Genomic DNA, 26763 nt, shown 5'->3' on the forward strand with positions numbered 1-26763 from the left:
TCTATTCTGTTAACACGGTGGCTCTGACAGATTAACCGAGCGGCTCTGCCGCACCGAAATATTCAGGAATTCCGTTAAGAAGATCGATGCGAGCGGCAATCTAGTTCCGCTCTGGCAAACGAGCGGACTAAACAAGCCGCGCGGCATTGCCGTCAATGGGGCTGGTAATTTGCTCGTCATAAATTCAAATACGCTGCACGGTTCGCTGGTAGAGATCGACACCGCCGACGGTTCCGTTATTCGAACCTATGAATCCACCGTTGGCCCGGATGATTTTCCCGGGTCCAGAGACGTCGTCGAGCATAAGAACGGTGTGATTTATATTGCGGACACCTATCACTCCAGGATACAGACGTGGACAGGCGTCATGGGTTTTAATGATTTATATATCGATGGCATTGACGAAAGAGGGATAAGGGAACCGACATCCCTCGCTATGGATCCGCAAGGTACTCTTTATATCGCGGACCAGTATTACGATCGTATCGTGAGAGTGTCCGACAACGGCTCCTATATCGAACACTGGGGCGGGTTCGGTACGACTGCCGGCCGCTTCGACGCGCCAGGCGGCGTTGCGGTCGATAAGAACGGCAACATGTATGTCGCGGATACGAACAATAACCGCATTCAGAAGCTGGCGCGAAAAATGAGCGTTTCTGCGAACGAGCTGACGCCGGAACTGCGTCAAGCGTTGAAAGTAACGCCTCCGGCATTGACGGTCGTGTCGGGCCAGACGTTCAGCATCGTGCTGGCAGGCTTCGCGGACCGGATTCCGAACGGCACGTATGGAGGCATCTTATTCACCGGGAGCACCGACCGGAAGTATGCGACATTGACCGGCCGAATAGATACCGAAGGCGTTCAGGTCATCCCGATGAATGGCGTCGACATCGTGTTCCAAGTCGTTGCTCCGCCATCGGCGGGCAGCGTTCAGGTCAGCTTCTAGGAGCGGGCGGATGATGAAACATAAACTATTCAGCTTGTTAATTGGGTCTTTCTTGCTAATCGCGGCTTTTCTGCTCGTGAACAGGGTAGAAGCGTCGGAGGATGCTTCGATTCTCGTCGGCGTATACGGGGGCGAATGGAAAGCGGCCGATCGGATCGAGATCGCTCTGCAGACGGGAGACGCCTCAGGACATTTCCGGTATCGGGGTTTCGATGCCGCGATTCTGGAAGGAGATTCGGAGGCTGGACCTTTCCGCGCTTTGGCCGGCAGGACGAAGCGGGTGTTGACCGACACCCCCGCGATTAGCCTTGAGTTAGGCGACGCTTCGGGGTACGATGCCCGCAAAACATATAAAATCGCGTATCGCGTGTTGTACAGCCCCGTCGGTTACGATACCGGGATCCTTGTCCCCGGGTCGGCCGATAACGGCAAGGACGGATGGATCGCGGCGCAGGACGGCTCGGGACGCGATATTGAGTTCGTTGCGCAAACCGTCGATGATACGCCTCCGAACGTGATCGTCGCGATGACGGACGAAACGGGATCCGCTTACGAGGATAATACATGGACGAACAGGTCGGTAACGGCGAGCGTCTATGCATCGGACGGGTCCGGCGATATCGGATCGCTTGAATACCGCGTAACCTCGTCCGGCGGAACGGTCGTCTCCGATTGGCAAACGTACGAGTCCGACATTGCTTTTCATAACGACGGTCAATACACGTTGAGCGTCAAAGCGATCGACCTAGCCGGCAACGAGACCTCTAGAGACTATATCGTCAAAATCGATCGGCAAGGCATCTCGCTCAGCGTCAATATGAGTATAGCGACAGGAGTCGCTTATCAAGATGGAAGCTGGAGCAATGTCCCTGTCATGCTTACCGCCGACGCGCGGCCAGCGAATCCGAATATCGATGTTCAGAGCGTCGTATATTCACTTAATAACGGTTCCACCTGGCAATACGTTCCCGGCGAAGGCATCGTAATAGGCGATGACGGAGTTCACGTAATAACATTCAAGGCGACGGACGAGCTCGGAGGATCGCGAGAAGAGATTCGCACCATCAATATCGACTCTTCCGCTCCGCAGCTTTCGATCGGCGGCGTACCTTCCGGTTGGACGAACGGCGCGGTGACGGCTATATTAGCGGCGAGCGACGTATGGAGCGGAACCGATCAACTGGAATATTCTCTGGACAACGGCACGCACTGGATCGCCGTTCCCGATTCAGGGACCGCTCAAATCACATTCGACGAGGAAGGCGAGCGCAGCTTGCTTGCGCGCGCGATGGACAAAGCCGGCAATATGGCATCGGCGCAAGCCGTCATTCGGATTAGCCGGGGAGGCATTACGCTAACCGCGCAATGGATGAAGGAAGACGGTACGTCTTACGCGGAAGGAAGCTGGTCCAACCAACCTGTTATATTGCGGGCGAGCGCTTCGCATGCACAGCCAGAAATCGGAATAGCAACAATCGAATACACGCTCGACGGAGGGGCGCATTGGGTAAATGCTATCGACCAGCCCATAATCCAAGACGATGGCGAATATGAAGTGACGATTCGCGCGATTGATACGTTAGGCAATGAGCGGAGTACGATTTCTCGCATTAAGATTGATAAAACGGCTCCCCATTGGCAAACCGGCGCTTCGCTGAGAACGGAGTCGGACTCAACTGACTCCATCCAGCTAAGCTGGAGCGACTCTCCGGCTGTCGATAATGCGGCACTAAGCCGTTATCTGCTATATGCCGGGGAACGCCTCGTTGCCGATTTACCGGTAGCCACGACGAGCGCGACGGTGACGGGACTGAACCCGGACACGAGCTATTCGTTCGCTGTTCAAGCCGTAGATGAAGCAGGGAACGCGAGCTCGGACGGACCGCGTGTCACGGTTCGAACGGCAGAAGCGGTAACTCCTCCGGTCGATCCAATCGATCCAATCGATCCAATTGATCCAATCGATCCAGTCGATCCAGTCGGTCCGGTCGATCCGATCATTCCGCCTCATTCGCCGGAACCCGAACAACCTACTAGGCCAGTTGGACCGGTAGGACCAATAAAACCAGTTGAACCCGTAAGTCCAACAGAGCCCGGTCAGCACGAAGAGGCACAACAACCGGTATTCCGCGACGTCGGCGGACATTGGGCGAGCGACCGGATTCTCGAAGCCATCGATAAGCATATCGTGAGCGGCTACGGAGACGGAACGTTCAAACCGGATCGGCCGGTTACGCGAGCGGAATTCATCTTCATGCTAGTCAAGGCGGTGGACCTGAAGGAGTCGTCGGACGATCGCAAGTTCGCCGATGACGACAAAATCAAAGATTGGTCTAGAGCGGCGATTCATGAAGCTGTCAGGGCCGGAATTCTGTTCGGCGACGAGAACGGAAACGTTCACCCTGATGCACAGCTAACGCGAGCGGAAATGGCGGTACTTATCTTCCGCGTGATATCCCAGCACGAGCTCACATCAACTACAGCGCCATCAGGAGCTTATAGTTTCACAGATGCCGGCTCGATTCCGGACTGGGCGAAATCAGCGTTCGATAAAGTCGGCGAGCAAGGAATTATGAGAGGCAGAGGCGGCAATGCTGCCGAGCCGAACGAGTCGGCTACGCGGGCGGAAGCCGTCGTTACGCTTCTGAACATGCTGGAGCGCATGACGAAATAAGCCGCACTATTCAGTTGAAACCCAAGCTTTCCCGAAAGGGAAGCTTGGGTTTCAATTGCGTCAGCAGAGGTGAAACGGCTATTTATGGAAAATTCCGAACGTTCGATACCGTTAAGCGCTTTCAATATTCGTAAATTTCCATTGACACAAATGGTACTAGGTCCTAGAATAATAAAGAATCGACAACTGAATAGTTCTTTTCGTATAATTCCGGGAATTGGCTCGGAAGTATCTACGAGGTCACCGCAAATGATCTGGCTACGGGAAGTGGAATAACCATGCAATGGGGCAGCGCGCGCTCCAATTGTATGATTTTCCCAGTTGTGCGGAACCTAGAGGTGTCATCTTCTGGGTTTTTTGTATGTTTAAGCCTTGGTTTTCACCATCAAACTCACAAATTGAAGGGAGCTTGTCGAAACTAATGGAACGTTTCTTTAAGCTGAAAGAACGGGGATCGAACGTACGCACAGAGCTCATGGCAGGTTTAACGACTTTTATGACGATGGCGTACATACTGGCGGTCAACCCTGATACGTTGTCCCACATGGTCGACGGCGTAAGCCAAACGGGCGGAGAATGGTATCCGATCTTCTTGGCTACCGCGCTGGCGGCGGGTATCTTTACGATCTTGATGGGGATCTTCGTGAATTTCCCTGTCGCCTTGGCACCTGGTATGGGTCTCAACGCTTACTTTGCAACGGTTATCCTGAGCTCTGCGGCAACCGGCAAGCCAGTAACGTTCGAAATCGCGCTAACCGCGGTGTTCATCTCTGGACTTATTTTTATTTTGCTTACGGTTACGAAGATCCGACAAATGCTGATCGTCGCAATGCCTGATAGCCTGAAGCATGCGATTACGGTAGGAATCGGTTTGTTTATCTCGATCATCGGTTTGAAAAACAGCGGCTTGTTGACGGTCGGCGTGGAGACGAACCCATTCGTCAGCGGCGCGATCGAACCTGGAAAGTTCACGGACGTAAAGTTCTTCGAGACGGTGTTCCACATGGGATCGCTTGAAGATCATGGCGTACAGCTCGTATTGATCGGCCTTGCGTTGATCTCCATTCTGATGGTTCTGCGCGTTAAGGGCGCGATCCTGTTCGGCATCTTAGGCACGACGATCATCGGTATTCTGATGGGTTCGTCCTATGTACCGACGGATATCAACACGGATTTGACCCCTTGGATTCCGGAACTGGATAAAGTGGCTTTCGCCAACTTTGACTGGGATGGCGTCATGTCGACTGGTCTCATCTCGATCGTCGCGACGTTCACGTTCGTCGAGCTGTTCGATACGTTCGGCACGCTCGTCGGTACGGCGAGTCGCGCGGGTCTCATGCAGGATCCGGTCGAAGGTCAAAAACGCGTCGGCAAAGCTATGATGGTGGACGCGGTAGCGGTCAGCGGCGGCGCTTTACTCGGCACGAGCACGACGACGGCGTACGTCGAGAGCGCTGCGGGCGTCGCGGAAGGCGGACGCACGGGTCTTACCTCGGTGGCAACCGGTACGTTATTCTTGGCGGCGCTCTTCATTGCGCCGATCATCAAGCTGATTCCGGGTTCCGCTTCGGCGGCTGCACTGATCATCGTCGGTCTGCTCATGCTGCAATCCGTCAAGCACATCGACTTCCAAGACTACACGATCGCGATTCCTTCGTTCTTGACGATCGTGCTTATGCCGTTCACTTATAACATCGCGAACGGTATCTCGTTCGGTATCGTTACCTACGTCATTCTCGCAACGCTTGTGAACCTGTTCGGCAAAGGTAAGTACAAGGTTCACTGGCTCATGTGGATTTTGGCTATTCTCGTAGTCGCTCGTTACGCGTTCATTGGTTCGCAAGGTTAATTTAAGCAATCGTTAAGCGCGCGTCAAAACCCCGCTATTTCTTCCCTTAGGGTAGAAGTTGGCGGGGTTTCTTGCATGCTAAGCAACAGAAATTATTCGAATTTCCGGGTAGTTCCCGCGTATGACAGGACTCGACATCGGACTTTTGCTTGGATAGTGTCAAAACACGAACATTAATATTTGATAGACATGAAAGCGTTCGTCTTTGTTTGACAACCTCGCAGATGTGGAGTAAACTTAGAAGCGTTATAAGAGCAAATTGCCTGCTGATCGTCAGCAGCGAAAATACGCGTATAATGTCGGGAATCGGCCCGATAAGTCTCTACCCGGAAACCCTAATTTCCGGACTACGCGGCATAGGACGAACGAGAGTTTTTGATAGAGAGCGCGGACCCTTGGTCCGGGCTTTCTGCTGTCGTACGTCGTCAATTATGCCAAACAGAGAGTTAAGGCCGATTGGGGAATGCTGTATGCATACCCAGCGGCCTTTTTGCGTTCTAACGCGCTTACGTTCGGCTTCATATTAAAATGGTTTAAACGGGGAAGGGTGGAATTATGTCTGCAATTGTCGGCATTATTATGGGAAGCACGTCGGATTGGGATACGATGAAAAAAGCTTGCGACGTTCTGGACGAGCTCGCGATTCCGTACGAGAAGAAAGTCGTATCGGCTCACCGTACGCCGGATTTGATGTTCGAATACGCGGCTACCGCCGTAGAGCGCGGTCTCAAGGTCATTATCGCGGGAGCGGGAGGCGCGGCGCATTTGCCGGGCATGGTCGCTTCCAAAACCGTATTGCCCGTCATCGGCGTCCCCGTTCAATCGAAGGCGTTGAACGGGCTTGATTCGTTGTTGTCGATCGTTCAAATGCCGGGCGGCATTCCCGTTGCGACGGTCGCGATCGGCGCGGCGGGCGCCACGAACGCGGGCTTGCTCGCGGCGCAAATGATCGGTTCTTTCGATTCGGGCGTCCAAGCTAAGATCGCGGCTCGCCGCGCGCGCATTACGCAGGACGTGCTAGATAACGGAGAATTGCCATGAACGAGCTAATTAAGCTGGATAGCTTGTTTGACGGCGATGGCGAGGCTTGCGGAATAGACGGTTGCGAACCGTCGGACGCACCTGCGCAGCGCACGATTATGCCGGGCGCGACGATCGGCGTGCTCGGCGGCGGCCAGCTCGGGCGCATGCTCGCGCACGCGGGTAACCGGCTCGGCTACAAGTTCGTAACGCTCGATCCGACGCCGGATTCGCCATGCGGGCAGACGGCGGAGCAGATCGTCGCCAAGTATGACGACCGGGATGCGGCGCGAGAGCTTGCCAAGCGCTCGGACGTCATTACGTACGAATTCGAGAACGTCGACGCCGACGTCGCGGCGATGCTGGAAGCGGAGTCGTACGTGCCGCAAGGCAGCAAGCTGCTTTATACGACGCAGCATCGTTTGCGCGAGAAGCGTGCGATCGAAGCTGCGGGCGCGACGGTCGCTCCTTACGCAGAGATCGTCAGCCTGGAAGGGTTGCAAGATGCGGCGGCACGGCTCGGCTTGCCGGCGGTACTGAAGACGGCGACCGGCGGCTACGACGGCAAAGGCCAATGGGTGCTGCGCTCGGAGGACGAGCTGGCGCCCGCTTGGGAACAAGCGAGCAAAGCCGGCACGGAGCTCGTGCTGGAGCAGTTCATCCGCTTCGACAAAGAAATATCCGTGATCGCGGCCAGAAGTCCTTCCGGAGAAGTCCGGACGTTCCCGCCGGCCGAGAACGTTCACGTTCGCAATATACTGCACTTATCGATCGTACCGGCCCGAGAGTCGGCCGAAGTTTTGGCCGAAGCCGAGCGGCTCGCCGTATCGATCGCCGAGACGCTGGGCGTCGTCGGACTGATCGCGGTCGAGATGTTCGTGACGGCGGACGGCAAGCTGTTCGTCAACGAGCTTGCCCCGCGGCCGCACAATTCCGGCCACTACACGATGGAAGCGTGCCGTACGTCGCAATTTGAGCAGCACGTTCGCGCGATTTGCGACTTGCCGCTAGGAAATCCTTCGCTGCTGACGCCGGTCGTCATGGCGAACATCCTCGGCGAACACATGGAGCCGCTCATGGCATGGATGAAGTCGCACGATGCGGTGGCGAACAAACTCGGCGTCGAGCCGAAAGTCCATCTGTACGGCAAGGCCGAAGCGAAACACATGCGCAAGATGGGCCACGTCAACGTGCTCGCCCCGAACGTCGAGGCCGCGCTTGAATGGATCTCTCAATCAGACATATGGAGGGTTTAACCGATCATGATCGAACGTTACAGCCGCCCCGAAATGCGGGCAATATGGACCGAAGAGAACAAATTCCAAGCGTGGCTAGAGGTTGAACTTGCAGCCTGCGAAGCATGGGCGGAGCTCGGACACATTCCTCACGAAGACACCGTTATTTTGCGCCGCGACGCGAAGTTCGATATCGATCGCATCTACGAGATCGAACAAGAGACTCGCCATGACGTTATCGCCTTCACGCGCGCCGTATCCGAGAGCTTGGGCGCTGAGCGCAAATGGGTGCATTACGGCTTGACGTCCACCGACGTCGTAGATACGGCGCTCGGGTACTTGCTGCTGCAAGCGAACGCGATTTTGAAAAAAGACATAGAGAACTTCATCGCCATCCTGCGCGACCAGGCGATCAAATATAAAGACACCCCGATGATGGGCCGTACCCACGGCGTTCACGCGGAGCCGACGACGTTCGGCCTCAAGCTGGCGCTTTGGCACGAAGAGATGAAACGCAACCTCGAGCGATTCGAGCGCGCGGCGGACGGCGTTCAATTCGGCAAAATGTCCGGAGCGGTCGGCACGTACGCGAACATCGATCCGGCAGTCGAGCAATTCGTTTGCGCGAAGCTCGGAATCAAGGCTGCGCCGATCTCGACGCAAACGCTGCAACGCGACCGTCATGCGGAATACATGGGAACGTTCGCGCTCATCGCGACGTCGATCGACAAGTTCGCTACGGAAATCCGCGGCTTGCAGAAGTCCGAGTTCCGCGAAGTAGAAGAGCCGTTCGGCAAAGGTCAGAAGGGCTCCTCGGCGATGCCGCACAAACGCAATCCGATCGGCTGCGAGAACATGAGCGGCTTGTCCCGCGTCATTCGCGGCCACATGCTTACCGCTTACGAGAACGTGCCGCTGTGGCATGAGCGCGATATTTCGCACTCCTCCGCCGAGCGCATCATCCTGCCGGATGCGACGATGCTTCTCAACTACATGCTCAACCGCTTCGGCAACATCATCAAAAACTTGACGGTGTTCCCGGAAAACATGAAGCGCAACATGGCTCGCACTTATAACGTTCCGTTCTCCGGTCGCGTCATGACGAAGCTGATCGACAAAGGCCTTAGCCGCGAGCAGGCGTACGACACCGTGCAGCCGCGCGCGATGCAAGCTTGGGAAGAGCAACGCGATTTCCGCGACATCGTCTCTTCGACGAGCGAGATCACCGAGTTGCTGTCGGCCGAAGAAATCGCCGATTGCTTCAACCCGACGTGGCATCTGAAGCACGTGGATACGATTTTTGACCGCTTAGGTTTGAAATAACAGCATTGATCATGGGGAGGCCATTATGTCCATCCAAGCGTTAGCGACGGCCGAAGGGCTCGTCAAAGCCCCGCTTATTCACAAGGGGAAAGTTAGAGAGCTGTACGATTTGGGCGAGCATCTGCTTATCGTCGTTACCGACCGGATCTCCGCGTTCGACTACGTGCTCGATCCGCCGGTTCCCGGCAAAGGCAGCGTGCTGAACACGCTTAGCGCGTACTGGTTCGAACAGACGGCCGGCGTGCAACCGAACCATGTCGTTCATACCGACGTGGCGTTGCTCGGAGACTTGGTGACGGAGCCCGAGAAGCTGGCGGGACGCATTATGGTGAGCCGCAAAGCGAAACGGATCGATATCGAGTGCGTCGTGCGCGGATACATTACGGGCGGCGGCTGGCGGCAGTATCAAGGTAACGGCGAAGTCAACGGAATCAAGTTACCGGACGGATTGCGCAAAAACAGCAAGCTGGACGAGCCTATCTTTACTCCGGCAGGCAAAAACGACGTCGGCCATGACGAAGACATTCCTTTCGAGGAAATGGCGTCGCGCGTCGGTCAAGCGCTGGCGGAAGAGCTTCGCGAGCGCAGCTTGAAGCTGTATGCGTTCGGACGGGACTATTGCGCGGAACGCGGAATCATTTTAGCCGATTGCAAATTCGAATTCGGAATCATCGACGGACAAGTCATTCTCATCGACGAACTATTCACGCCGGACTCTTCGCGCTTCTGGGCGAAGGAAAAGTACGCGCTCGACGTCGAGATCGATAGCATGGACAAGGAGCCGGTTCGCGCTTACCTCGCGGGATCGGATTGGGACAAGAACAGCCCGCCTCCGCGCTTGCCGGACGCAGTCGTTGAAGCGACGACGGAGCGGTATCGCGATATTGCACGCAGATTGATGGAATAGAACGAACACATAACCCCATTTTCAGGAGGAGAACTCATGAAAGCGAAAGTATACGTAACGATCAAAGAAAACGTGCTCGACCCGCAAGGCAACGCCGTACAAGGCGCGCTACACACGATGGGCTTCGGCGAAGTCGGCAAAGTCCGCATCGGTAAGTACCTGGAAGTCGAAATCGCAGGCAACGACCGCGCGAAAGCGGAAGCGCAACTGAAAGAAATGTGCGAAAAGCTGCTGGCGAACACGGTCGTTGAAGACTATCGCTTCGAATTGGAGGGCTAAGACGCCATGAAATTCGCGGTCCTCGTTTTTCCGGGTTCCAACTGTGATATCGACTGCTACAAAGCGGTAGAAGATACGATCGGCCAATCGGTCGACTATGTGTTCCATACGGCTACGGATTTGTCCGAGTATGACGCGATTCTCGTGCCGGGCGGTTTCTCCTACGGAGATTACCTGCGTTGCGGCGCCATCGCGCAATTCGCGCCGGTTATGGCGGAAGTTCGCAAGGCGGCCGAAGCCGGCAAGTTCGTGCTCGGCATTTGCAACGGATTCCAAATTTTGACGGAAGCAGGCTTGCTCCCGGGTGCTCTAATCCGCAACAGCTCGCTGAAATTCCGTTGCCATCAAGTGGACCTCGTCGTCGAGAACAACGCGACGGCGTTCACGAACGGCTACGCCAAAGGCGACGTCATCGATATTCCGATCGCGCACGGCGAAGGCAGCTACTACGTCGACGACGCTACGCTGCAACAACTCAAAGCGAACAACCAGATCGTTTTCCGCTATGCGGGCGAAAATCCGAACGGTTCGGTCGACGGCATTGCAGGCGTATGTAACGAAGCCGGCAACGTCGTCGGCATGATGCCGCATCCGGAACGCGCCGTAGCCGAAATCCTCGGCTCCGACGACGGCGTTCGCATGTTCACGTCAGTACTTAACGCTTGGAGGGAACGCAATGGCGCAGCAAGTATCCGCTAAAGAACCTACCGTAGAGCAAATCGCGGAACAAAAAATATATAAGCAATTCGGCGTGTCCGACAAAGAATATGCCCTCATCTGCGAATTCATGGGCCGCAAGCCGAACTACACCGAAATCGGCGTTTTCAGCGTTATGTGGTCCGAGCACTGCGCATATAAAAACTCGAAGCCTCTTTTGAAACGGTTCCCGATCACGGGACCACGCGTCCTGATGGGTCCGGGCGAAGGCGCGGGCATCGTCGACATCGGCGATAACCAAGCGGTCGTGTTCAAGATCGAATCCCACAACCACCCGTCCGCGGTAGAACCTTACCAAGGCGCGGCTACGGGCGTCGGCGGCATCATTCGCGATATTTTCTCGATGGGCGCGCGTCCGGTTGCTCTGTTGAACTCCTTGCGTTTCGGACGTCTGGAAAGCGATAGAGTGAAATATTTGTTCGAGCACGTCGTTAGCGGCATCGCGGGCTACGGCAACTGCATCGGCATCCCGACGGTCGGCGGCGAAATCATGTTCGACGAAGCGTACGAAGGCAACCCGCTCGTTAACGCGATGTGCGTCGGCTTGATCGATCACGATAAAATCCAACGCGGCGTAGCCAAAGGCATCGGCAACCCGGTGTTCTACGTCGGTCCGGCAACGGGACGCGACGGCATTCACGGCGCGACTTTCGCATCCGAAGATTTGACGGCCGAGTCCGAAGCTAAGCGTTCGGCGGTACAAGTCGGCGATCCGTTCATGGAGAAGCTCGTTATGGAAGCAACGCTCGAGCTGATCGACTCCGGCATCGTCCTTGGCATTCAAGACATGGGAGCGGCTGGCCTTACGTGCTCCAGCGCGGAGATGGCGAGCAAAGCCGGCAACGGTATGGAGCTGTACCTCGACGAGGTGCCGCAACGCGAAGAAGGCATGACCGCTTACGAGATGATGCTGTCCGAATCGCAAGAGCGCATGTTGTTCGTCTGCGAACCGCAGCACGAAGAGCAAGCCAAAGGCATCTTCGCACGTTGGGGACTGCATTGCGCGAAAGTCGGCAAAGTGTCCGACGACGGCCGCCTGAAACTGTTCCACAAAGGCGAACTGGTCGGTGATATGCCGGTTAAAGCGCTAGTCGACGATTGCCCGATCTACGACAAGCCATCCAGCGTACCTGAATACTACGTGAAAAACGGCTCCATCGATACGAACGGCTACGAGCAAGTGATCGACCTGAACGCGGCATTGAAAAAAGTGCTAGGTTCCCCTTCGCTCGCAAGCAAAGAGTGGGTTTACAACCAATACGATTACATGGTTCGCACGTCGACGGCGGTACGTCCGGGTTCGGACGCGGCGGTCGTTACGATTCGCGGCACCCGCAAGGCGCTGGCGATGACGACGGACTGCAACGGACGTTTCGTCTACTTGGATCCGGAAGTCGGCGGACGCATCGCGGTTGCCGAAGCAGGACGCAACATCGTTTGCTCCGGCGCGGAGCCGCTCGCGATTACGGATAACTTGAACTTCGGCAGCCCGGAGAAGCCCGAAATCTTCTGGCAAATGGAGAAATCGGTCGACGGCATGGCGGAAGCTTGCCGCGTGCTCGAGACGCCGGTCATCGGTGGTAACGTATCGCTGTATAACGAGAACAGAAACGGCGCGATCTACCCGACGCCGGTCGTCGGAATGGTAGGTCTCGTACACGATACGGATCACATCACGACGCAAGAGTTCAAAGCCGAAGGCGACGTTATCTTCTTGCTTGGCGAGACGAAAGCAGAGCTCGGCGGCAGCGAATTCCAATACGCAGTTCACGGCGTAACGGAAGGCCGTCCTCCCGAATTGGATTTGACGGTTGAGAAGCGGTTGCAAGGCGCTGTGCTTGGCGCGATTCAGCAGGGCCTCGTCGCTTCCGCGCACGACTTGTCCGAAGGCGGCTTGGCAGCGGCTTTGGCCGAATCCGGCTTCGGTCGCGGTCTAGGTGCAGACGTAACGTTCGGTTCGAACCTGCGTCCGGACATCGCGTTGTTCAGCGAATCGCAATCCCGTATTCTTTTGACGGCTAAACCGGACAATGCGGATGCACTCGCGGCTGCTGTAACGGCTGCAGGCGTTGCGGTTGAGCGGTTGGGCGTCGTAACCGGCGAGCGCTTGAAAATTGTTATCGGCGGCCATAACGCGATTGACGCATCGGTCGCAGAGCTGCGCCACGAATGGAAAACGGCGATTTCTTCGAAAATGAACGGTAAAATCAAATAAATGACAACTCGATTGGCGAACGGAGGTACAGCAGTGACGCGCTTCTGGACCGGAGACTACTACAACGAAGGCAACAGCAGTCGGGATTCGATCTTCGATAAATTGAAAGAAGAGTGCGGCGTATTCGGGGTGTACGGTCATCCCGAAGCCGCCAACATCTCCTTCTTCGGCTTGCATGCGCTACAACATCGCGGTGAAGAAAGCTGCGGCATCTGCACGTCCGACGAAGGCACGTTCCATTACCATCGCGGGATGGGGCTCGTCAAAGAAGTGTTCGACCGCGACCGGTTGGAGAGCTTGTCGGGCAGCCACGCGATCGGCCATGTGCGGTATTCGACGTCCGGCGCCAGCCAACTCGGCAACGCGCAGCCGCTCGTCTTCAAGTACCGCGGCGGCGATCTCGCCGTCTGCACGAACGGCAACCTCGTGAACGAGCCGGGCATCCGCAAGGAGCTCGAGGAGAGCGGCTCGATCTTCCAGACGACGAGCGATACCGAAGTCATCGCGCATTTGATCGCGCGGTCGCCGAAGGATCTCGTCGAAGCGGTCAAGGACGCGTTCGCGCGTCTGATCGGCGGCTTCGCGTTCCTGATCATGACGAAAGACAAACTTATTGCCGCTTGCGATCCGCATGGCTTGCGTCCGCTCGTCATGGGTCGCCTGGGCGATGCGTATATTTTCGCTTCGGAATCGTGCGCTTTGGAAACGACGGGCGCCGAATACGTTCGCGACGTACAACCGGGCGAACTGCTCGTGCTCGACAGCGACGGTCTTCACGAGGATCGGTTCGCGCCGATGGAACGCCGCGCGATCTGCGCGATGGAGTACATCTACTTCGCGCGTCCGGATAGCGACATCTACGGCGTGAACTTACACTCCGCGCGCAAGCGCATGGGACAGCAGCTCGCGCAAGAAGCGTTCGTCGACGCCGACATCGTTACCGGCGTGCCGGATTCTTCGATTTCCGCCGCGATCGGCTATGCGGAGCAGACGGGTATTCCTTACGAACTCGGACTCATTAAGAACAAATATACCGGACGTACGTTCATCCAGCCTTCCCAAGAGCTTCGCGAGAAGGGCGTTAAGATGAAGCTGTCTGCGGTACGCAAAGTCGTCGAAGGCAAACGCGTCGTCATGATCGACGACTCGATCGTGCGCGGTACGACTTCGCTGCGAATCGTCAACATGCTGCGCGAGGCAGGCGCGCTCGAAGTTCACGTGCGCATCACTTCGCCGCCGTTCATGAACCCTTGCTACTACGGCATCGATACGCCGAACCCGGCGGATCTGATCGCTTCTAGCAAGACGGTCGAGGAAATTCGCCAGGCGATCAACGCCGATTCGCTCTATTTCTTGAGCGAGACCGGCCTTATCGATTCCGTCGGCGGTCACGATAACGAGAAGAACCGGGGGCTCTGCCTCGCGTGCTTCAACAACGACTACCCGACCAAGGTTCAATTCGAGGACGCTAAGCTGACTTCTTGCAGCTGCGACTAAGATTCGAACCGAAGGCAGCACCTCCGCCGAAGGGTAACCTACTAAGCGGAGTTGCCCAATCCAGCTTTTCGACGCGGGCTTGTCCCGCGAAGGTACAATAGAACGACTTACAAGGGTCTGAGCAACGTAAGAACAATCATCGGGTGGAGAGTTTACGTCCTGCCTTTTCAGTCGCGTGATTACCTCATCGTCTAATCCGATCACGCGACTGGAACAGCAGGCGGAACCCGATGGTTCGTTCTGAAGTGGCGATTATGACCCATACAAAGGAGTGGAGTTTGTGTCCGAAGCCTACAAACAAGCCGGCGTCGACATCGCCGCGGGCAACGAAGCCGTCGAACGGATGAAGAAACACGTCAAAAAAACGTTCCGCCCCGAAGTCCTTACCGGTCTCGGCGGATTCGGCGGGCTTTTCGGCCTGAACAAGGATAAGTACGAGGAGCCCGTGCTCGTCAGCGGCACCGACGGCGTCGGCACGAAGCTGAAGCTCGCGTTCGCGATGGACAAGCATGACACGATCGGCATCGATGCGGTCGCGATGTGCGTTAACGACGTCATCGTTACCGGCGCTGAGCCGCTCTTCTTCCTCGACTATCTGGCGTGCGACAAGATCATTCCCGAGAAGATCGAAGCGATCGTCAAAGGCATCGCCGACGGCTGCCAGCAAGCAGGCTGCGCGCTTATCGGCGGCGAAACGGCGGAAATGCCGGGCATGTACAGCGCAGGCGAATACGATATCGCCGGCTTCACCGTAGGCATCGTGGATCGCCCGAAAGCGATCGACGGCTCCACGATCGCTGCGGGAGACGCGGTCATCGGTCTCGCTTCTAGCGGCGTGCACTCCAACGGCTTCTCGCTCGTGCGCAGATTGTTGCTCGAACAGAAGGGCTACGCGCTTACGGACAAGCTTCCCGAACTCGAAGGCAAGACGCTCGGCGAAGTGCTGATCGAGCCGACTCGCATTTACGTGAAGCAAATTCTTAACATCATCGAGAGCGTTAAGATCAAAGGCATGGCGCACATTACGGGCGGCGGCTTCATTGAGAACATTCCGCGCGTCCTCCCGGACGGCGTGAACGTCGATATCAAGCTCGGCGCATGGCCGGTGCTTCCGATCTTCAACCTCATGCAACGCGACGGCGCAATCACCGATCGTGATATGTACACGACGTTCAATATGGGCATCGGCATGGTACTCGTCGTGCCTGCGGATCAAGCGGAGGAAGCGCTCCGTATCGCGAAGGCTCAGGGCGAGCAAGCGTACCGCATCGGCACCGTGACGGAAGGCAACAAGGTCGTCACGTTCGAAGGCGTTGAGTTTCCATGACCCGAGCCGTGCCGCTGAAAATAGCGGTATTCGCTTCCGGCAGCGGAAGCAACTTTCAGGCGCTAGCTGATGCTATACGCGCGGGCGGGATCGATGCAACGATCTCGCTCGTCGTGTGCGATAAGCCTTCGGCCTATGTGCTCGAGCGCGCCAAAGCATTCGAAATAGAATCGTACCTTTTCAACCCGAAGGAATTCGCGTCCCGCGAAGCTTACGAAGAGCAAATCGTGGCGAAGCTTCAGGATAAAGGCATCGAATTAATCGTCATGGCCGGCTATATGCGACTCGTGACGAACGTGCTCGTCGAGCCTTATTACGGGCGAATGATTAATATTCATCCTGCTTTGCTCCCCGCGTTTCCGGGGATGGACGGCATCGGGCAAGCGATCGCCTACGGGGCGAAAGTAACCGGAGCAACCGTCCATTTCGTGGACGGCGGTACGGATACGGGACCGATTATCGCTCAGCGAGCGGTAGAAGTCCAAGAAGGCGATACGAAGGAAACTCTCGGCGCGCGCATCCAGCAAGCGGAACACGCGATGCTGCCGGAAGTCGTGAAATGGATAGCGGACGGTAGAGTGTCGCTAAGCGGCAGAGTAGTTACGGTCTCGCAATGCTAGAAGCGGACGGCAAGCGACAATGGAAAGGGCGAACAAACGATGAGCGAAGTATACGAAATTGGTTTGAGATACGGCATGAACCCGCATCAGAAGGAAGCCAAGCTGACGGCGGACGGAAAACCGCTACCGCTGAAGGTCGTTAACGGAGACCCTGGCTTCATCAACTTATGCGACGCATTGAACGCATTCCAGCTCGTGCGCGAGCTGCGCCAAGCGACCGGATTGCCGGCTGCGGCTTCCTTTAAGCACGTCAGCCCAGCAGGAGCGGCCGTGTATGCGCCGTTGACGCCTGAGTTGGCCAAAGCGTACTTCGTCGACGGCGCGGAGCTTTCGCCGCTGGCGACGGCTTATGCGCGCGCGCGCGGCGCCGACCGCATGTCCTCCTTCGGGGATGCGGCAGCTTTAAGCGACGTCGTCGATGCCTCGACGGCGCTGTTGCTCAAACGCGAAGTGTCCGACCTAGTCGTGGCGCCGGGTTACACGCCTGAGGCGCTCGAGATTTTGAAGCAGAAAAAAGGCGGCAAGTATTTGATTTTGCAAATCGATCCCGAGTATGTTCCCGACCCGATCGAAACCCGCACTTTGTTCGGAATGAAGCTTCAACAGGAGCGCAATAGCGCCGTGCCTGACGCTTCGGTATTCGACAAAGTCGTGACGGCGAACAAGGATTTGCCGGACAACGCGAAACGCGATTTGCTAGTCGCTCTCATCACATTGAAATATACGCAATCCAACTCCATCTGCTACGCGCTGGACGGCCAGACGATCGGTATCGGCGCAGGCCAACAGTCGCGCATTCATTGCACGCGCCTTGCGGGAGACAAAGCGGACCGTTGGTTCCTGCGTCAGCATCCGGCAGCGCTGAACATGAAGTTCCGCGAAGGGCTTGCGCGCGCCGAACAGAACAACGCCATCGATCTGTGGTTGGAAGACGAACTCACTCCGATCGAGCAAGCGAGCTGGGAAGGCTGCTTCGAAGAAGTACCTGCGCGCTTGACGCGGGAACAGAAGCGCGAATGGCTGAGCGGACTTCAAGGCGTATCGTACGGTTCCGACGCGTTCTTGCCGTTCCGCGATAATATCGACCGTGCAAGCCGCAGCGGCGTGAAATACATCATCCAGGCGGGCAGCTCGCTGCGCGACGAAGAAGTGGTGCAAGCCGCGAACGATTACGATATGGTCATGGTGTATTCGGGCGTACGCCTGTTCCATCACTAACGGGGAGGGTGTTACGAGCATGAGCGCACAATGGCAGAAGCAAGCGGAAAGCACCGTTCAAGAATTAAGACAAAACGCGTACCCGGGACGAGGTATCATCATCGGACTGACTCCGGACGCGACCCGATACATGCAAGTTTATTGGATCATGGGAAGGAGCGAAAACAGTCGCAATCGTATTTTCGTTCCGGAAGAGAACGGATTTCTGCGGACGGAAGCAGCCGATCCGGCGAAGCTGTCGGACCCTTCGCTCATCATCTATTATCCGCTCAGACATACGGACGGCGCGCACATCGTGACGAACGGCGACCAGACCGACACGATCTACGAGGCGCTGCGCCAAGGCGGCACGTTCGAGCAAGCGCTCGGAACGCGCACGTACGAGCCGGACCCGCAGAACTTCACGCCGCGCATCTCGGGCATCGTCGATTTGAACGACAAGCAGAACGCCTACAAGCTGTCGATCCTTAAGTCGAACGAGAACGACGAGTCACAGACGAAACGTCAGTATTTCCATTACGAGAACGCGATCGCGGGTTACGGCCACTTCATATCGACCTACGTGGGCGACGGCAATCCGCTGCCTTCGTTCCAAGGCGAGCCGAAGCTGGCGCCGCTGTTCAACAACGCGCAAGAGACGGCGAGCTACTATTGGAGCCTGCTCAACGAAGACAATAAAATTTCGCTTCTGGTGAAAACGATCGGCGTAGACGACGGCTCGATTTCTTTGACGGTCTTCAACAAGGAGGTCTAATCCGTGAACATTCTAGTGGTAGGACGCGGCGGACGCGAGCATGCGATTCTGTGGGCGTTGAAGCGCAGCGACAAAGTTAAGCAATTGTACTGCGCGCCGGGTAACGCCGGTACGGCTTTGATCGCGGAGAACGTGGATATCGGGGAGTTCGAATTCGACCGTCTCGTGCAGTTCTCGCAAGACAGCGGGATCGATCTTGTGGTCATCGGACCGGATGACCCGCTTGCCGCGGGCATCGTGGACGCTTTCGAAGCGGCCCGCATTCCGGTGTACGGCCCTCGCAAGAACGCCGCCGAGATCGAAGGCAGCAAAATCTTCATGAAAAACCTGCTCCGCAAATACGATATCCCGACGGCGAAGTACGAGACGTTCACGGATTACGCGGCGGCACGCGACTACTTGCAATCGCAACCGGTGCCGATCGTTATTAAGGCGGACGGACTTGCAGCAGGTAAAGGCGTAACGGTCTGCTTCACCCGCGAGGAAGCGGAGAAGGCGCTCGAGGAGACGATGGTCAGCCGTTCGTTCGGCGCGGCCGGAGATAAAGTCGTCATCGAGGAGTTCCTTGAAGGACAGGAAATGTCTATCTTGGCGTTCGTAGACGGAGAGACGGTACGTCCGATGTCCCCGGCGCAAGACCATAAGCCGGCGTACGACGGCGACAAAGGTCCGAATACCGGCGGCATGGGCACGTATTCGCCTCTGCCGCATATCGACCAGTCGATTATCGACGACGCGATAGAGAACATCATTAAGCCGACAGCTTGCGCGATGGTGTCCGAAGGCCGTCCATTCCGCGGCGTATTGTTCGCGGGTCTCATGATTACGAAGGACGGACCGAAGACGATCGAGTTCAACGCTCGCTTCGGCGATCCGGAGACGCAAGTGGTGCTTCCGCGCCTGCAGACCGATTTGCTCGATATTTTCTTGGCATCGATCAACGGCCGGTTGAACGAGATCGACATTACGTGGAGCGAAGAAGCTGCGGTATGCGTCGTGTTAGCTTCCGGCGGATATCCTGGCTCCTACGCGAAAGGGCTTCCGATTACGGGGCTTGAAGAAGTGAGCGAGGAGCAAGCGCTAGTCTTCCACGCCGGTACCGCAAGCAAAGACGACCAAATCGTAACGAACGGCGGTCGGGTGCTCGGCATAGTCGGGCGCGGCGTGGGCATTGCCGAAGCGCGCGCTAACGCCTATGCCGCGGCAAACCGCATTTCGTTCGAAGGCAAAATGAACCGAACCGACATTGCGGCTAAAGCGCTAATCTAATAAACGAACCCAAATAGCACCGTCCGTTATCCCTTGCGTTAAGGGGTGACGGGCGGTGCTATTCTTTGCGGAACAATTCCTTGCGATGCGAGAGGACGAACCACAACGCATAAGCCGTTCCTACGATCAACACGGCGGTAAGCGTATGCTCGGACAGCCAGGTTACGAACGATTTCATGAGGGGAAGCTCCTTTCAATTGAGGCAAGCTTTCCCTTAGTGTGTCCAATTATTGGCGATTCGTGCGCCGCTCTAACGGTGCCACGCACCGCTGCACGAGCCAATCGCGCCAACTCGCCGCTCTAACGGTGCCGCACACCGTTGCACGAGCCAATCGCGCCAACTCGCCGCTCTAACGGTGCCACACACCGTTGCGCGAGCCAATCGCGCCAACTCGCTGCTCTAACGGTGCCAGACACCGTTGCACGAGCCAATCGCGCTAACTCGCCGCTCTAACGGTGCCAGACACCGTTGCACGAGCCAATCGCGCTAACTCGCCGCTCTAACGGTGCCACGCACCGCTGCACGAGCCAATCGCGCCAACTCGCTGCTCTAACGGTGCCACGCACCGCTGCACGAGCCAATCGCGCCAACTCGCCGCTCTAACGGTGCCACGCACCGTTGCATGAGCCAATCGCGCTAACTTCGCCGCTCTAACGGCGCCCCACACCGTTGCACGCGTTAATCCCGTAAACGACGTTCAATTTACGTTAAGCTATCTCTTGACATCCCCTTATAACGATGATAATCTTTAATTCATAGTTAACTTATCGGAATTAACGGTTATTGAAGGGGGTTTACATCATGGAGAAACCAATCACGATTCGCCATGAAGACATCGCGCTTACGGCAACAATTCATTACCCGGTCAAGGACGAACAGGTAACGGCCAATAAAATGCCGCTCGTCGTTATATGCCACGGCTTCGTCGGCAACCGGATCGGCGTAGATAGACTGTTCCTGCTGGCAAGCAGACAGCTCGCGCATAGCGGCTATCTGGTCATCCGCTTCGACTTCGCGGGATGCGGAGAGAGCGGCGGTATATACGGAGAGCATGGGCTCGATTCGATGATCGCGCAAACCCGCTCAGTTCTGGATTACAGCCTCAGCCTCGATTGCGTCGATCCGCTGCGGGTTACGCTGCTTGGCCATAGCTTGGGCGGCGCCGTCGCGCTACTTACCGGAACGAGGGACCGCCGAGTGAAATCGCTCGCGCTGTGGTCGCCGGTAGCCCATCCATTCAACGATATCGTCCGCATCGTCGGACGCAAAGTATACGAAGATGCCGCTAGCAAAGGGCAAGCAGACTATCAAGGCTACCGACTGAAGCCGAAGTTCTTCGAATCGTTGCAGCAGCACCAGCCGTTCCAGGAAGCGCAGAAGTTCCACGGCGACGTTTTCGTAGCTCACGGGACTTCCGACGACGTCATCCCGGCCGATTATAGCTTCTTATTGGAGAAGACGTTCTGGCTGCGCGGAGAGGGCCGCTGCGACAAGAACATCCTGTTCCAAGCGGATCATACGTATACGCAAGGTCTTCATAAGCAGGAGCTGTTCGACTCGACGCTGGCATGGCTGAACAGCCACGAAACGCGGCAGCAGGACTGGCAGCACTGGAGCATCTGACGCGATAAGACGTTGGGATCAAGACAAGCTCCGTCCGTTGTGGTTTAATGGGAGAATAACCCGAATGCTGACGGAGGGATCTTCTCTTGAAATCTCGTCTTACATGGAGCAAGAAGTATGCAGCAGTAGCTTTGTCTCTCAGTCTCGTCGGGCTTTCGGCATGCGGCGGTAACGATAAGCCGGTAACCGCGCCGACGGAGTCCGCAAGCGCGTTGCCGACTTCGACCGCATCGCCTTCGGAATCGCCTACGCCTACGCCGACTCCGATCGCCGCATTCGTCGCGCCTCTGACCGGGTTGCCGGTCGAGCAAGCGGTAACGAATCGTCCGTTCGGCGTCATGATCAACAACTTGGCGCCCGCGCGTCCCCAATCCGGTTTAACGAATGCCGATATCGTATGGGAGCTGCTTGCCGAGGGCGGAATCACGCGTCTAGTCGCCATTTTCCAAAGCAAAGATTTTACCGATCCGATCGGTCCGGTTCGCAGCATTCGTCCTTATTTCCTGCAAGTCGGAGAATTTTATAACAGCGTCCTCGTCCACGTCGGCGCAAGCAACGACGCGCTCGCCATCTTGCAACGTCAGAAGAAGCAGACGCTCGACGAGATTAACAACGCCGGGGCTTACTTCTACCGCGATAAGACGCGCAAAGCGCCGCATAACGTATACACGACGCTCGAGAAGCTTCGCGAAGCGGTTGTGAAACGCAAGTACACGACGACAGTTACGGTGCCGCAGCTTTCGTTCGATCCTGCTCCTCCCGCATTGGCAACCGCCGAAGCCGCGACGAAGATCGATATCAAATTCATGCTGCAGGATTACAAAGTTTCCTATGCGTACGATAGCGCCACGTCCAAGTACAACCGGTTCATCAACGATAAGCCGCATATTGACAAGAACAACAATCAGCAGCTGACGGCGACCAACTTGGTCGTGCTGGCCTCCAAGTACGTGACTTACGACGATTACGGACGGCTCGAGCTTGACCTCAACAGCGGCGGGGACGCGGTATTGTTCCAGCAAGGCAAAGCGATTCCATGCAAGTGGGAGCGCAAGGAAGGCGACACGATCCGCTTGATGAAAGACGGAGCGGAGCTGCCGTTCATCCCGGGAGTCACTTATTATCACGTCGTACCGAACGCCAAGGCGCTGAACTCATACTTAACGTATCAATAATAACGATCGCAACCGATTAAAGTCCGTGCCGAGCGCGGGCTTTTTTTCGTGATTGCATGTATCGGCGAATATAAAAAAATGTCGGCACTATCCGACTACGATTTCCCCTCGCTGGTAACCTTAAAAAATGTGTCGAAAGTGTCAAAGGTAGGCATACCAAGCTCGTCCAGCCTATGATAAAATATTGAGTGGTCATCCGGATGTAAAAAATGGATGCAAGGTTTATTAAGTAGGTACTCAATGGGAAAGAAGGGCTATCCGTGTTCCTCCGTAAAAAAGACATTTTTTTTAAGACGCTCGAAGAAATGGCCGACGTTATTTACGAAACCGTCGATCGATTCGCTAACGCAGTGAACGGCGATCTGCCGGACGTAACGGCTTTCGCCAAAGAAATGAAGGACTATGAGCATAAGGGTGACAAGTGCACCCATATAATTTTGACCGAACTGAACAAGACGTTCATCACGCCGATCGAGCGCGAGGACATCATGGAGCTGATCAAGAAGCTGGACGACGTGCTGGACGGTATCGAAGCTTGCGCGTCCCGTTTCGAAATGTACCAGATCACGAAGGCCGATCCGTTCATCCGCAAGTTCGGCATTTGCTTGCGCAATTGCGCGCAAGAAATCAAATCGGCGATTTATTTGCTGACTCAGAAGAAGCTGCTCGCTATTCAGCCGTATTGCGTGAAGCTTAACGAGCTGGAGAACGAAGGCGACGAGTTGATGCGCCAAGGCATCAAGCATCTGTTCCTGAACGTGAAGGATCCGATCGAGCTGATCAAGCACAAGGAAATTTACGAGCGATTAGAAGAGACGACGGACTCGTGCGAAGACGTCGCGAATACGCTGCAATCTATAATCATGCGCAATTCTTGATCGGCGCGAACGGGGACTGAACAGAATATAATGGATTATCAAACGTTATTAGTCGTGATTATCGTCTTATTAGCGCTAGGCTTCGACTTCATCAACGGTTTCCACGATACGGCGAACGCCATCGCGACGTCCGTATCTACGCGTGCCTTGACACCTCGTCGGGCGATTATTTTGGCGTCCGCGATGAACCTGTTAGGTGCGCTTATGTTTACCGGCGTCGCCAAGACGATCGGTAAAGATATCGCCAATCCGCTCGAGTTAGACCACGGATTGACGGTAATAATAGCCGCGCTGATCGCGGCTATACTGTGGAACCTTATAACGTGGTGGTTGGGCCTTCCTTCTTCTTCCTCGCATGCGATCATCGGCGCGCTGGCCGGCGCGGTCATCGCTTCGGAGGGCTTCGACGGCATTAACTACGCGGGCTTCACGAAGATCGTCAAATGGCTGATCATATCGCCGATCGTTGCGTTCATTATCGGTTATATCATCATGTTCATTCTGAAGCACATCTTCGCCAACTCGAGTCCGCACCGCATCAACAAAGTGTTCCGTTCCGGTCAAGTGCTGACGGCGGCGTTCCAATCGTTCACTCACGGTACGAATGACGCGCAGAAGGCCATGGGCATCATTATGATGGCGCTTGTCGCGGCGGATTTCGAACCGAGCATGGATGTGGACATTCCGATATGGGTTAAGCTGGGTGCAGCAACGGCCATGGCGCTCGGCACGTCGGTCGGCGGATGGAAAATCATTAAGACGATGGGCACTAAAATCTTCAAAATCGAGCCGATCAACGGATTCGCGGCGGACTTGTCTTCCGCGTCCGTTATTTTGACGGCGACGTTGTCGAACTTTCCGGTCAGCACCACGCATGCGATTACTTCTTCGATTCTCGGCGTAGGCTCCGCCAAGAAATTTTCCAGCGTCAAATGGAGCATGGCCGGCAGAATCGTATGGACTTGGGTCATTACGATACCGATCGCCAGCGTGATTTCGATGCTTGTCTACTTGTTAGTAAGCTTGTTCGTTTAACTCATTTCGGCCCCTGATCATGTCTGGAGGGCGACATAATGCTTGTATACACCGAGCGGGCGAAATCATGTGTCGAATTGTTGCGGGAGTTCATGGTTCATCCACCCGAGGCGAGAGGCGAGCAGTTGATCTTCGCGGGTGTAGGCAAGCGGGACGTATACAATATATGCGCGCCTTTCATCGATAACGGTGAGCCCGTCATTGCCGGACGCGTCGAGGATCGAGACAAAGAATCGTCCGAGGTCGTCTTCTTCGTCGAGCGGAACGGCGAGTGGGTACCGAGGAACGGAGCGCCGGTCTTAGCGCTGCAAGATCCGTTCGTTACCTTCATCGAAGGTGAACTCGTCTTCGGAGGCGTTGAGGTGTACTTCGATGGAGACGATCCGCACTACGTTTCGTCTTGGAGGACCGTATTCTATCGCGGGCATTCGATCGCGCAACTGGAGCCGTTCGCCAAAGGTCCGCTAACGATGAAGGATATTCGGCTTATCGGCTTGGAGAGCGGGCGCATTGGCGTGTTCACGCGTCCGATGATGGTCGATGGCGCGCGGGCGCTTATCGGGTATACGGAAGTCGGGGCTTTGTCGGAATTAACAGAGGAGATTATCTCCTCGGCCAGACTGTTCAAAAATCAGTTTTTGCTCGACGAGTGGGGCGGCGCGAACGAAGCGCATTTGCTCCGCAGCGGCAAGATCGGCGTGCTCGGCCATATCGCGAGGATGGAAGACGACAACATCCGGCACTATTATCCGATGGTGTTCGCCTACGACCCGGCTACGCATCGGACGACGCCGATCAAGCTGATCGCGACGCGGGCGATGTTCCCGGACGGACCGGCCAAGCGGCCGGATTTGATCGACGTGTTGTTCAGCGGCGGGCTCATCCGGCATCCGAACGGAACCGCATCGCTTTACACGGGAGTCAGCGATGCCCAAGCGCATGTTATCGTCCTGCCGGATCCCTTCCTCGAGTACGAGTCCTAACACGCAAACAAAATGGCCTGAAGCGGGAACTTCCTGCTTCAGGCCATCATGTTTTAATTCCGCGTCTCCGTTAGCGCTTCTTGGAGGAAATACGTCTGCGACGGGCAGCCGGACGCCTTGCGGTCGTCCGCCTTCTGCGCCGCGGGCGGGATGTCGATTTGTCCGCGGATGATCCCTTTTTGCCCATGAACAGCTTGACGAGCGGCGCCACTTGCTGCATCGTGGACATGAACTTCTGGGCTTTGCCCACCATGGACATGACGCCTTCGATGCCGCCCATGCGATCGAACATCGCCTTCAGATCGTTCAGGTTCGAAATATTGATGTTGAACGGGAGTTTGATGGAGGAGCCCGTCGATCCCGTCTGCGTAGGCAACACCGTCGGATTGACCTCGGCAGGAGGACCGGAGAACGTGGGTCCAATACCGGGAAACGAATCCTGGCCCGATGTCCAGTTGCGATCGGAGGGCGTATACGGATCGTACATGATGAAGTCACCCCCTTCTTCGTTATTCAACCCCATGCAAAGCGACGCATAGGTTTACGTTTGGTTATACATATGTGCGAATGCCCCGAGCGGCATGGACGAATGCCCGCCTACCCGGACATTTTACCTCTGTAATGCGGAAATACGGTGACGCTTGAAGAATACGAAGCTACGAAGTACAATGGGATCATAGGTTTGTGCGAACATGCCATGCGCCGATGCATCGCTTTCGGCAGGGGAAGTTCGCGAGGGAAGGAGCACGCGATCATGCAATTAAAGAAGCTGAACGATAAATCGATCGACCAACTATTCGAGGCAATCCTGACGTTGAAGGATGTAGAAGAAGCTTATGTGTTTTTCGACGATCTGTGCACGGTGAACGAGATTCAATCGCTTTCCCAGCGGTTGGAGGTTGCGCGCATGCTCGGCAAAGGGCATACGTATAACCAGATCGAATCGGAGACGGGTGCGAGCACGGCTACGATCTCCCGCGTGAAACGCTGCCTCAACTACGGCAACGACGGCTATAAGCTGACGCTCGAGCGGCTTGGACGCTTCGGTAACGAAGCGAAGCCGGCCGAGGGAGTTCACAACGAATAAATCCTTATCGTGTACCAAACGTACGCCGCTTGTTCCCTTGGAGGGAGCAGGCGGCGTATTTTGCGTTCGGAATGTTCTATCGAAATACGTGTTGCCCATTCCGGAAATGGTAGGTTATGCTAATGGCAACA

At 56.0% G+C, this 26763-nt stretch carries 22 protein-coding genes, 1 pseudogene and 2 riboswitches; of the genes and pseudogenes, 22 read left to right on the top strand and 1 reads right to left on the bottom strand.

Going from position 1 to position 26763, the window contains the following annotated elements:
- Positions 1–46: 46 nt before the first annotated feature.
- The 21 genes and pseudogenes from ACFPQ4_RS16165 to ACFPQ4_RS16265 form a co-directional block, all read left to right on the top strand.
- Positions 47–946, top strand: a pseudogene (locus ACFPQ4_RS16165) (NHL repeat-containing protein); the annotation flags it as partial.
- A 10-nt stretch (positions 947–956) separates the two neighbouring features.
- On the top strand, positions 957–3620 hold the full coding sequence (locus ACFPQ4_RS16170; protein ID WP_378112911.1) for an OmpL47-type beta-barrel domain-containing protein: 2664 nt from the start codon (positions 957–959) through the stop codon (positions 3618–3620).
- A 180-nt stretch (positions 3621–3800) separates the two neighbouring features.
- A riboswitch (purine riboswitch) is annotated at positions 3801–3901 on the top strand.
- A gap of 140 nt (positions 3902–4041) precedes the next feature.
- A complete protein-coding gene (locus ACFPQ4_RS16175) occupies positions 4042–5469 on the top strand; it encodes an NCS2 family permease (RefSeq protein WP_378112912.1) in 1428 nt (475 codons plus the stop codon).
- 269 nt (positions 5470–5738) lie between these two features.
- Positions 5739–5839: riboswitch (purine riboswitch) on the top strand.
- Positions 5840–6024: 185 nt separating this feature from the next.
- The gene (gene purE, locus ACFPQ4_RS16180; RefSeq protein WP_378112913.1) at positions 6025–6510 is read left to right on the top strand and encodes a 5-(carboxyamino)imidazole ribonucleotide mutase; all 486 of its coding nucleotides are present in this window, start codon (positions 6025–6027) and stop codon (positions 6508–6510) included.
- A gap of 98 nt (positions 6511–6608) precedes the next feature.
- On the top strand, positions 6609–7745 hold the full coding sequence (gene purK, locus ACFPQ4_RS16185; RefSeq protein WP_378112948.1) for a 5-(carboxyamino)imidazole ribonucleotide synthase: 1137 nt from the start codon (positions 6609–6611) through the stop codon (positions 7743–7745).
- A gap of 6 nt (positions 7746–7751) precedes the next feature.
- A complete protein-coding gene (purB, locus tag ACFPQ4_RS16190) occupies positions 7752–9047 on the top strand; it encodes an adenylosuccinate lyase (RefSeq protein ID WP_378112914.1) in 1296 nt (431 codons plus the stop codon).
- A gap of 25 nt (positions 9048–9072) precedes the next feature.
- On the top strand, positions 9073–9954 hold the full coding sequence (locus tag ACFPQ4_RS16195; protein ID WP_378112915.1) for a phosphoribosylaminoimidazolesuccinocarboxamide synthase: 882 nt from the start codon (positions 9073–9075) through the stop codon (positions 9952–9954).
- Positions 9955–9990: 36 nt separating this feature from the next.
- Positions 9991–10233, top strand: a complete 243-nt coding sequence (gene purS, locus ACFPQ4_RS16200; RefSeq protein ID WP_378112916.1) for a phosphoribosylformylglycinamidine synthase subunit PurS — start codon at positions 9991–9993, stop codon at positions 10231–10233.
- 6 nt (positions 10234–10239) lie between these two features.
- Entirely contained in the window at positions 10240–10932 is a 693-nt protein-coding gene (gene purQ / locus ACFPQ4_RS16205; RefSeq protein WP_378112917.1) for a phosphoribosylformylglycinamidine synthase subunit PurQ, read from the top strand.
- Entirely contained in the window at positions 10910–13165 is a 2256-nt protein-coding gene (purL, locus tag ACFPQ4_RS16210) for a phosphoribosylformylglycinamidine synthase subunit PurL (protein ID WP_378112918.1), read from the top strand. Before purQ ends, purL begins: the two co-directional genes overlap by 23 nt.
- On the top strand, positions 13166–14662 hold the full coding sequence (gene purF / locus ACFPQ4_RS16215; RefSeq protein WP_378112919.1) for an amidophosphoribosyltransferase: 1497 nt from the start codon (positions 13166–13168) through the stop codon (positions 14660–14662).
- A 280-nt stretch (positions 14663–14942) separates the two neighbouring features.
- Positions 14943–15989 carry a phosphoribosylformylglycinamidine cyclo-ligase gene (purM, locus tag ACFPQ4_RS16220; protein ID WP_378112920.1) on the top strand — a complete coding sequence of 349 codons (1047 nt, stop codon included), beginning with the start codon at positions 14943–14945 and terminating at the stop codon, positions 15987–15989.
- The gene (purN, locus tag ACFPQ4_RS16225) at positions 15986–16609 is read left to right on the top strand and encodes a phosphoribosylglycinamide formyltransferase (protein WP_378112922.1); all 624 of its coding nucleotides are present in this window, start codon (positions 15986–15988) and stop codon (positions 16607–16609) included. The genes purM and purN overlap by 4 nt, the downstream gene beginning before the upstream one ends.
- A 39-nt stretch (positions 16610–16648) precedes the next feature.
- Complete coding sequence (locus ACFPQ4_RS16230; RefSeq protein WP_378112923.1) at positions 16649–17827, top strand: phosphoribosylaminoimidazolecarboxamide formyltransferase; 1179 nt, start codon at positions 16649–16651, stop codon at positions 17825–17827.
- Between the two features lie 19 nt (positions 17828–17846).
- Complete coding sequence (locus tag ACFPQ4_RS16235) at positions 17847–18581, top strand: IMP cyclohydrolase (RefSeq protein ID WP_378112924.1); 735 nt, start codon at positions 17847–17849, stop codon at positions 18579–18581.
- 3 nt (positions 18582–18584) lie between these two features.
- Positions 18585–19850 carry a phosphoribosylamine--glycine ligase gene (gene purD / locus ACFPQ4_RS16240; protein WP_378112925.1) on the top strand — a complete coding sequence of 422 codons (1266 nt, stop codon included), beginning with the start codon at positions 18585–18587 and terminating at the stop codon, positions 19848–19850.
- An 802-nt stretch (positions 19851–20652) separates the two neighbouring features.
- Entirely contained in the window at positions 20653–21474 is an 822-nt protein-coding gene (locus tag ACFPQ4_RS16245; protein WP_378112926.1) for an alpha/beta hydrolase family protein, read from the top strand.
- An 86-nt stretch (positions 21475–21560) separates the two neighbouring features.
- A complete protein-coding gene (locus tag ACFPQ4_RS16250) occupies positions 21561–22649 on the top strand; it encodes a DUF3048 domain-containing protein (RefSeq protein WP_378112927.1) in 1089 nt (362 codons plus the stop codon).
- 260 nt (positions 22650–22909) lie between these two features.
- Positions 22910–23527, top strand: a complete 618-nt coding sequence (locus ACFPQ4_RS16255; RefSeq protein WP_378112928.1) for a DUF47 domain-containing protein — start codon at positions 22910–22912, stop codon at positions 23525–23527.
- A 30-nt stretch (positions 23528–23557) separates the two neighbouring features.
- Entirely contained in the window at positions 23558–24562 is a 1005-nt protein-coding gene (locus ACFPQ4_RS16260) for an inorganic phosphate transporter (RefSeq protein WP_378112929.1), read from the top strand.
- A 38-nt stretch (positions 24563–24600) separates the two neighbouring features.
- On the top strand, positions 24601–25545 hold the full coding sequence (locus ACFPQ4_RS16265; protein ID WP_378112930.1) for a DUF1861 family protein: 945 nt from the start codon (positions 24601–24603) through the stop codon (positions 25543–25545).
- A 70-nt stretch (positions 25546–25615) separates the two neighbouring features.
- Here ACFPQ4_RS16265 and ACFPQ4_RS16270 read toward each other — a convergent pair whose 3' ends face one another.
- Positions 25616–26032, bottom strand: coding sequence for a hypothetical protein (locus ACFPQ4_RS16270; protein ID WP_378112931.1), 417 nt, complete (start codon positions 26030–26032; stop codon positions 25616–25618).
- Between the two features lie 267 nt (positions 26033–26299).
- Here ACFPQ4_RS16270 and ACFPQ4_RS16275 point away from each other — a divergent pair, with 267 nt between their 5' ends.
- Positions 26300–26632, top strand: a complete 333-nt coding sequence (locus ACFPQ4_RS16275) for a YerC/YecD family TrpR-related protein (protein WP_378112932.1) — start codon at positions 26300–26302, stop codon at positions 26630–26632.
- The last annotated feature ends 131 nt before the right edge of the window (positions 26633–26763 follow it).

This window comes from Cohnella yongneupensis, from assembly GCF_042655785.1.
Lineage (GTDB): Bacteria > Bacillota > Bacilli > Paenibacillales > Paenibacillaceae > Cohnella > Cohnella yongneupensis.